Source organism: Shewanella sp. SM73, from assembly GCF_025653795.1.
Taxonomy (GTDB): Bacteria; Pseudomonadota; Gammaproteobacteria; order Enterobacterales; family Shewanellaceae; genus Shewanella; species Shewanella oncorhynchi.
Genome location: NZ_JAKKRY010000020.1, coordinates 81,549 through 90,546 on the forward strand (window position 1 = coordinate 81,549; position 8,998 = coordinate 90,546).

Here is an 8,998-nt window from a genome sequence, read left to right on the forward strand (position 1 = left end):
TGGGAACTAGTATTAACCAAGGCCTAGAAGTCATTAATCACCGTTGGATACGCGTATTTCATTATGTGGGTATTGCATGTGGCGTGGCAGGGTTGCTTTTCACTGTTCGCAATTATTTTGTATTGCCAACAGCCCAACGTAATGAGAGGAGCTTTGCAGGGCTTTTTGCGCGATTTTTAGGACGGCATTGGGATTGAAGAGTTGGAGCAAGTGCAGGGGATTAAACAAACAAATAAGCAAACTGAAGTTTACGTAGTCAACTGTTTGAGATTTCTGTTTCGGCAATTACAAACGCATCATTGGAGGATTGGTTAGTGATAAGTAAGATAGATATAGCAAACTTTGGTAGCTTCAGTGGTTTGGAGTGGAATAAGACCGTTCGTGATAGGGGTCTTAACGTTCAGACATTCAAACGCCTGAACATCCTTTATGGACGCAATTATTCTGGGAAGACGACCCTCTCTCGCGTGTTTCGAGCTCTGGAGTCCCGTGAGATTCCTTACAGCTATCTTAACCCTTCCTTCACAATCTACGGGGATAAGGGAGATGTCACAAATTCAACCTTATCTAACCATCACTATGACATTCGGGTCTACAATCGTGACTTTGTAACTGACAATCTGAGCTTCTTAGTTAATCAGGTTGGTGGGGAAATAAAAACCTTCGCCATCGTCGGTGAACAAAACAAAGAGATTGATGATGCTATCGCAGTCATAGAAACAAAGCTTGGCAGTGTTGAAGATAAATCAGGGCTTCGGTTTGAACTAGAAGCGAAGAAGAAAGAACGTGATCGCGCCGAGCGCACTTACAACGTTACAGCTAACTCTTTGGAAGATAAATTGCGCTCCCACGCAAATAACAAGATCAAGAAGAATCGGGAATATGGAACCGCCGTCTACAACATTGGCAGCATTAAAAGTGACATAGCAGCCACTAAGAAGCCTGACTTCGCTCCATTGACTGTTGAAGAGCAAGTTGGAAAGCTTGATCTATTAAAGCAAGAAGCCCTACCTGACATAATTGACACGCTGAGGGTCCAACTAAAGCTGAATTCATTACGCAGTATGGCAGAGCCACTTCTGTTAAAGGAAATTACGCCAACAAAGCCGATTCAAGAATTGCTTAACGACAGTATTCTGCAACTCTGGGTCAAGCAGGGTATCGGCCACCATCGCGACAAACGCGAAACCTGCGCATTTTGCCACCAGAGTTTGCCGCAAAATATTTGGCAAGTGTTGGACTCTCACTTCAGTAAAGAGTCTGGTGATCTGGAAACCGCTCTAGATGATGCGCTCTTACTCGTCGATAATGAGATAAATGTAATTGCAGGCTTAAACAGATTTAAAAGTGAGCAGTTCTATACAGGAGAACGTCCTGCTTTTGACAATAGTAGTAAGAATCTTTCTAATGCATTGGCAGTCTACAAGCATGATTTGGAAGCACTTAAAAAAGCTTTAGAGAACCGCAAAGGCAACCTTTTTCAGGTCATCTCCTTGAAAGAACCTGTTCATGATGCAGAAGAAATTCAAAAGCATGTGGATGCAATTAATACATTGATTGCCACAAGCAATAGCAAAACAAAAACGCTTGAAAAAGATAAGGTTTTAGCCAGAACTTCGCTTCGATTGACTGATGTTCATACGTTTTCCCAAACGATCAACTATGATGATGAGCTTGTCAAAATTGCTAATCTAAAGATGGAATTTGATTCTGCGGACACCAAGTACGGTAGAATTGAAAAAGAAATTAGTCAGTCAGAATCAAGCGCCTCTACCCTACGAGCTCAACAGAAGGATGAACGAAAGGGGGCCGAACGAGTTAATTCTCTGCTAAATCACTTTTTCGGTCATGGTGGAATAAAGCTTGAGGCTAAAGACGGATTAGACCAAGAAGCTGTCAAGTTTGAAATCACTAGAAATGGTAAATCCGCTTACAACCTTAGCGAAGGTGAGTGCAGCCTCATTGCATTCTGCTATTTTATCGCCAAACTTGACGATCCAGATAGCAAGGATAAAGAACTAATTATTTATATAGACGATCCTATTTCCAGTTTGGATGGTAATCACATCTTCTTCATGTTTAGCTTGATTGAAAGCTTGATAGCCAAACCAATTAAAAATCTCGATGGTTCAAACGCCTATCGCTACAAACAACTTTTCATTTCTACGCATAATCTAGATTTCCTCAAGTACTTGAAGCGTCTATCTATCCCCAAGAAGAAAATTCTAGCTGGAGAGGGGGGGAAGACCAAAAGCGTTGATGACAGCGAACACTTTATGATTGAGCGAAATGGTTCATCAAGCGATATCGTACTTATGCCATCCTATCTCAAAGACTACATTACTGAGTTTCATTACCTCTTCCATCAAATTTATAAGTGCAAACATCAAGATGCGGCAAATGTCAATCATGAGCCGTTCTTTGGATTTGGTAACAACTTGCGGAAGTTTCTTGAGGCATTTCTTTTCTTCAAATATCCCTATCATGATGACAGAAACGATGCTTTTGAAAGAATCAAGAAGTTTTTTGGAGAAGAGGAAGATACAGCAATTGCGTTAGTGAATCGTCTAAACAACGAGTTCTCTCACCTTGAAGCAGTCCCAGATAGAGGATTCAAACCGATAGAAATCCCTGAGATATCTAAGGTTGCCAACTATGTTTTGGACAAAATTTACACTGCTGACCCAGAGCAGTACAATGCTCTTCTGAAAAGTATCGGAGAGCCAGAGCGTGCATCCTGAGTGAAGTGGATATTGATTTGGGTCTGTTAGCTATAAGTATTATGATGCACCAGCCCAACTTGTACTGATAGAAATCTTTGCTATCGTCATATTAATAAAGATATTTCAATTCTCTGGCTAAGGATGGCTAATTCATGATTTTCCGACCTATACGGGTTCTAGTCACTTCAATCCTGTTAACCTTGTTCGGTTTTATAGCCATGTTTTTATACACATTAATGCAGCCGCAATGTATTGATGACTTAGCAGAGATAAGCGAGATTGCATCCCTCCGAGCTGAACAAGGCTATACCGACCCAATGAACATTAACGTGACCTTCGATAAAGAGAAGAACCAATGGTGTTACATTGAGGTCGCTGAATAATTCTTGCTAGCTGCTATTCTACGACTATAATTACTGTATGTAATCACAGTGGTTTATTGCTATGCGTGTTATCCCTATTCCTGCCCGTGCAGGTATTACTGGTTTTGAGTCACCTGCTGCTGAATACACGCAGCTAGGTCTGAGCTTGGATGAGTTATTGATTGACCATCCAAGCTCGACTTTTCTCGCCTTTGCAGAAGGGGATTCGATGCAAGATATCGGCATCTTTGATGGCGATATACTCATTATTGACCGCCATGAAACAGCGCGTAATGGCGATGTGATTGTTGCCAGTTTAAATAGGGAGTTTATTTGCAAAATCATTGATATACCCCGCCGTTTACTGCTTTCCTCCAATCCACAACACCAGCCTGTCATCATTCACGAATACGATGAATTTAGTATTGAAGGGGTTATTACTCGTTCTATCCGTTGCCACCGTAAAAGTCCCTTATTGAGTGAAAAGTAGATGTTTGCGCTAGTCGATGCCAACAGCTTCTACTGTAGCGCGGAACAGGTGTTCCGGCCTGATTGGCGTGGTAAGCCTGTTGTTGTACTCAGTAATAACGATGGGATGATTGTTGCTGCTAATAGACAGGCTAAAGAAGCGGGTATTCAGAAGTTTGTGCCTTACTTTCAAGTCAAAGCACTCTGCGCTAAGCGTGGTGTTATTGTCTGTTCGTCTAACTATGAACTGTATGCTGACTTGTCGAGCAAGATGATGGATATCATTGGCCGCTTTGCGCCTGAGCAGCATGTCTACAGTATCGATGAAACCTTCCTATCGTTTAAGAACTGCTACCCTGCCATAAAGTGCCTGCATACCCAAGGACAATTGATAAGGCGAGCTGTATGGAAAGAAGCCCGTTTACCTGTTTGTGTGGGGATTGCGGAAACCCTGACGCTGGCGAAACTAGCTAACCATGCTGCTAAGAAGATAGAGGGCTATAAAGGTGTCTGTGTTATCGACAATGACCAAGACCGAATCGCTATTTTAAAGCAGCTTGCAGTGGGTGATGTTTGGGGGATAGGACGTAGGCTTAGCGCTAAGCTCGAACTGCTGAATATCCGTACTGCGTTTGACCTCGCTAACATGCCAGCAGGATTAGCCCGTAAACAGTTCAGCATTGAAGTCGAGCGTACAGTACGCGAGCTTAACGGCCAAGTATGCAAGGTGTGGGATGAAGCAAGGGCTGATAAGAAGCAGATATTCTCGACAAGAAGCATGGGTGAGCGAATCACTGATTTTGAGTCATTACTGCAAGCATTAAGTAAGCATGTTGGTATCGCCGCAGCAAAAGCACGTAAGCAAGGCTCAGTCTGCAAGACTATGCTGTTATTTGCTACTAACTCCCCCCACGATGAGCGTCCTGTTAGCTATAAGACTGTGGTGCATTTTCCTTGTCCGACTAACTGTACAATAGAGTTAACTAAGGCTATATGTGAAGCAGCCCCCAAGCTATTTCGTGAAGGTGTACGCTATTACAAGATAGGCGTAGGTTTGATTGACTTAGCGAGCGAACGGCATAGCCAATTAGACTTGTTCAATCCACCGACAGCAAAGCCAGCGCTAATGCTTACACTCGATCACATTAACCAACGCTATGGTAATGATACCCTGTTTATCGCTGCTCAAGGCATAGAGCATAAATGGGCAATGCGGAGGGACTTATTGACGCCTCAATATACGACTAAGTGGCGAAGTGTACCGCGTATCAAGTGCTAACTAGGTTATGCCCGTGCGACCTGAGGTCGTATGAAGCGTTGTTCACCACGACAAGAGTGAACCATCTGTATCACCAGATGACCCTAGGATTCTGAATAAAGCAGCGAATCCGACAATGTAACGAAGCTCTGGCATCAAGCTGGACGGGAACTGAATCGTGAGAGGCGTGTTAACGCCCAATGAATCTGAACGCTTGTATTGGGAAAGCTCTAAAACCGTGGCCAATCTTAGTTGACATACAGACTGTTACACTTATTCTAGTCAAAGAAAACCCTCATGATGGGGAGAGTCGATGATTGAATAAAGTCACAAAACTAAAATTGAGATAGCGAAGCTACACAACATCTTACTTCTACATTGCTTTCTGGCGAAATCGAGTTAGACGTCGCTGAGGTCAATACGAATGACTGAACAACTATTGATAGCCATTGAGTCTGGTGATTTGGCGTTATTGAATTACGTACTTGAACAACAGCCAGAGTTAGTTAACACCGTCTTTGAAGAACGAGAAGCAACGCCATTTGAGCTTGCGTTGAAAAATGGGTTTTCGGCACTCGCCGAGAACATCATGAACAGTGACGGTTTTGATATCAATCATGCAGGCCATAATCCACTTCGGTTAGCGATTGAACTGGGTTTCTTGGATATTGCTAAAGCACTGTTACACAAAGGCGCGAACCCTAACTATCGACCACAACATATGAGCAGCGCATTGTTGCTTTGTTTAGACAATGAGTATTTTGAACTTGCAGAGTTGATGGTGGAAAACGGCGCTGAAGTTAACATCCGTAACGATAAGGGCTGGACACCATTGATTTGGGCATCAATGAAAGGTCGAATCAAAGCGGTTGAGTTTCTGCTTAAGCACGGTGCCGCCGTTGATGTTTGTAACAACGATGGTTGGAATGCGGTAACGGGCGCTTACTTCAAACAACGCATAGAGATAGTAGATAAGCTACTCGCTAAAGGAGCGGTGTTCAGTGCGAAGTATTCAGAAGCGGCCATGCTGTCAGCGTATCAAAGTGGGCACATCAACATCGCGAAGAAGCTGCTAGCTGATGGTGTGAATCCTGATGTTGAAAACGAAGATAAAGAAACGATGCTGATTATCGCTATTACTAAAGGTGATGATGGCATGATCAAAGCGCTCGTTACTGCTGGTGCGAACCCAAATGCAAGAAATAAAGATTCTGACCCAGCGTTATCTTTATTGGCTCAAAATGGAAAACATGAACTCATTTCGCTGCTTATAGACAAAGGTGCGGATGTCAATCTTCAGAGTAAGTCTGGTAGAACGGCAGCGAGTTGGGCGGCGACTTTTAATCAAGCATCAACATTGGAATTTCTCCATAGCAAAGGTGCCAATATTGATTTGAGAAATGAAGATGGTTGGTCGCCATTGATGGTTGCAGCAAGTAGTGGTTACCTTGAATCTGTAATTCAACTGGTTGAACTTGGGTCAAACACTGAGTTTGAAAACAAAGAGGGAAATACAGCCCAAGATATCGCAAAATCAAATGCTCCGACACATGGTGATTTGAGTAAAGTAAATGGACGGTATATTTATCCAATGCTTAATACTAGCTTCAAGAAAATTGTTGACTATTTATCAGGAGCGCGTCAGCAATGATTGCTCAAAGCTTAGTATTTGACGCAGTCCGCCGGGGCTATAACGAGCTTGAGCTTGCAAGTAACGACGAGATCTTTGATTACTTTGCAGATGTTAACCCCGACGCAATGTCGGGGCATATTAGCAACATCAAAGGCATTGTCTTTGAGCAAGAGATTGTTACTGTACTTAATGAGCAAGGCATCGATGCCATGCTCTTTGAAGCCACTAACCATCCCGTTTCTGATATTACATTAATGAGTGATGGTGACATTGCGGCTGAAGTGCAATTAAAAGCGACCGACAGCGTTGCTTATATCAACGAGACATTGGCTGAAAACCCAGACATCCCAATTATTGTCACTAGTGAAGTCGCTAATAGCTTTGATAGCACTATGGTGATTGATTCAGGGATTGATAACGTTACACTGGATGAAGCTGTATCAGAGGTTTTAACTGGGGAAATAGTAAGCCATGTCAGTGAATCTGTAGCAAGTGACGTTGCAAGCGAGGGCCTCGCTGAACTTGTAGCCGATGTAGCCTTGCCAATTAGCCCTATTGGTATTATCGGTGCCTTATTTGGATTACCTTTTTTATAAGGATGAGTGATGTCGACTATCTATCCGTCATTAGAAAATATATCGCGTTTAAAAGTAAAACCAACCGAAGGAGAGCTTTGGATAGTTAATTATTTAAACGAAAACTTAGATGAAAGCTATGAAGTTTTTTTCAACCCTTTTTTGGACGGTGATAGACCTGACATTATAATTTTAAAAAAAAATGTTGCCATTTTTGTGATTGAAGTAAAAGACTATGAGTTGAAGAACTACAATGTTGATAGTTTTAACAAATGGTCGGTAGTAAGCCATCAAGGTAGCAACCCGATATCATCGCCACAGTCACAAGCATTTACCTATAAAAATAACTTATATCAACTACATTTGCCCGTCTTAGGTTTGGGTTATTTGTCTAATCGGAATTTTTTCAATCTAGTTCAGCCATTGGTGTATTTCCATAAAGCGAATAAATCTGAAATCGATGGGTTTTATAAAAAAGCTGAAAATGAAAATAGAGAAAGTGCCAGACTTTTATTTGAACAAAAAAAAGCCAATGAAATCGCGATTGAACAATACAATCGAAAAGCCGATGGTATTGATTCAAGCAGGAGGAAACTGACCAGAGACAAGGCGATGTCTTATGGCTCTGATATGTTGTCAAATCTAGTGCATAAGATTAAGAGCTATGGCACCCACGTTCTTTTTGATGAGCGTGTGTATGATGACTTTAAACGACGATTAGAGCCTTGCGATCACGTACTAAAACAAGGTAAGAAAATTCCCTTAGATGCAAAACAGGAAAAGTTGATCGTAAGTTCGGAATGCAAAGAAAAAATTAAAGGTGTTGCTGGTTGTGGTAAAACAACAATCATCGCGAATCGAGCCGTAAATGCTCATACTAGGCACGATTCAAAAGTGTTGATAATTACGTATAACATCACTCTAAAGAATCTTATCAAGGATAGAATTAGTGATGTATTAGGTTATCGAGATAATGAAAATTATGCGGTAACAAATTACCATCAGTTTTTTAACTCTCAACTTAATGCCACAGGGCAAGATATCGAAAGATTGATTGGAGAGTATGGGTTGGAGAAACTTTACTCTACTGATTTGTTCAAAGAGCACTCTGTAGAGAAATATCAAACGATATTACTAGATGAAGTTCAAGACTTTGAAAGTGAATGGGTAAAAATCATTCGGGATAACTTCTTGGCGAATGATGGCGAAATGGTTCTATTTGGTGATGAGTCTCAAAACATCTATGCTCGTGATAACGAAAGAGCAGCGGTTGTCGCTCAGGGGTTTGGACGTTGGAATAAATTGAAACGTTCATATAGAACGAGTTTGGATTCATCTCTGAATCAGGTGTTCAAGGATTTCCAGCAAAATTATCTTGTTGAAAAATATTCTGATACAGAACTGCTTGAAACTACGCAGACTCAACTAGGAATGACTTTTGAGCTTCTTAAATATCATCAGGTAAACCAGAATTGGGAGAATGGATCATTTGAATTGATTCAAGCCTACGTCAGAGAGCATAACCTACATCCTAATGATATTGTTATACTGGCTTCGAATGTATATTTGGTTCGTCGATTAGCTGATAAGTTTAATGGTGTTGAAAAAACACATTGTATGTTTGAAACGTATGATGAATTATCACAACTGTCGCGAATGTATGATTCCAATTGTGATGCAGAGAAACTTAAATCAATGTCTGAGATTGAGTTAAGTACATTTATCAAGAACGGTGTTTTTCAAGGTAGTTGTCACTCTTTGCTTAAATATTAAGCTGCATTTATTACATTGTTTGCGGGTGCCTTATCTGGGTTTAACGTGACTGGACCCACAGCATCACAATTTCTGACTTCCTTGGACCAACGCTCGGGCATTCTTGCCTTTGCCGCTTCGAGCACTTCTTTTCGCTTGGCTAAGATATCACCATCTTGCCCCGCATGACGTTGCCCTGGTGACACAAAGTTCAGCTGGCTGTGCTT

At 41.7% G+C, this 8,998-nt stretch carries 7 protein-coding genes and 1 pseudogene; 7 read left to right on the forward strand and 1 reads right to left on the reverse strand.

Annotation, left to right across the window (positions count from 1 at the left end; translation table 11 throughout):
- The first annotated feature begins 314 nt into the window (after nt 1-314).
- From L5M51_RS20840 to L5M51_RS20870, 7 genes are all read left to right on the forward strand, one after another.
- A complete protein-coding gene (locus L5M51_RS20840) occupies nt 315-2,741 on the forward strand; it encodes an AAA family ATPase (RefSeq protein ID WP_263174420.1) in 2,427 nt (808 codons plus the stop codon).
- Nucleotides 2,742-2,875: 134 nt separating this feature from the next.
- Complete coding sequence (locus L5M51_RS20845; RefSeq protein ID WP_219250572.1) at nt 2,876-3,106, forward strand: hypothetical protein; 231 nt, start codon at nt 2,876-2,878, stop codon at nt 3,104-3,106.
- A gap of 61 nt (nt 3,107-3,167) precedes the next feature.
- Nucleotides 3,168-3,575 carry a LexA family protein gene (locus L5M51_RS20850; protein ID WP_263174425.1) on the forward strand — a complete coding sequence of 136 codons (408 nt, stop codon included), beginning with the start codon at nt 3,168-3,170 and terminating at the stop codon, nt 3,573-3,575.
- Entirely contained in the window at nt 3,576-4,832 is a 1,257-nt protein-coding gene (locus L5M51_RS20855; RefSeq protein WP_263174427.1) for a Y-family DNA polymerase, read from the forward strand.
- A gap of 418 nt (nt 4,833-5,250) precedes the next feature.
- Nucleotides 5,251-6,462, forward strand: a complete 1,212-nt coding sequence (locus L5M51_RS20860) for an ankyrin repeat domain-containing protein (RefSeq protein ID WP_263174430.1) — start codon at nt 5,251-5,253, stop codon at nt 6,460-6,462.
- Entirely contained in the window at nt 6,459-7,040 is a 582-nt protein-coding gene (locus L5M51_RS20865; protein ID WP_263174432.1) for a cytochrome P450, read from the forward strand. The genes L5M51_RS20860 and L5M51_RS20865 overlap by 4 nt, the downstream gene beginning before the upstream one ends.
- A gap of 9 nt (nt 7,041-7,049) precedes the next feature.
- A complete protein-coding gene (locus L5M51_RS20870) occupies nt 7,050-8,792 on the forward strand; it encodes a nuclease-related domain-containing DEAD/DEAH box helicase (protein WP_263174435.1) in 1,743 nt (580 codons plus the stop codon).
- Here L5M51_RS20870 and L5M51_RS20875 read toward each other — a convergent pair.
- A pseudogene (locus L5M51_RS20875) lies at nt 8,789-8,998 on the reverse strand (IS3 family transposase); the annotation flags it as partial. The gene L5M51_RS20870 and the pseudogene L5M51_RS20875 overlap by 4 nt on opposite strands.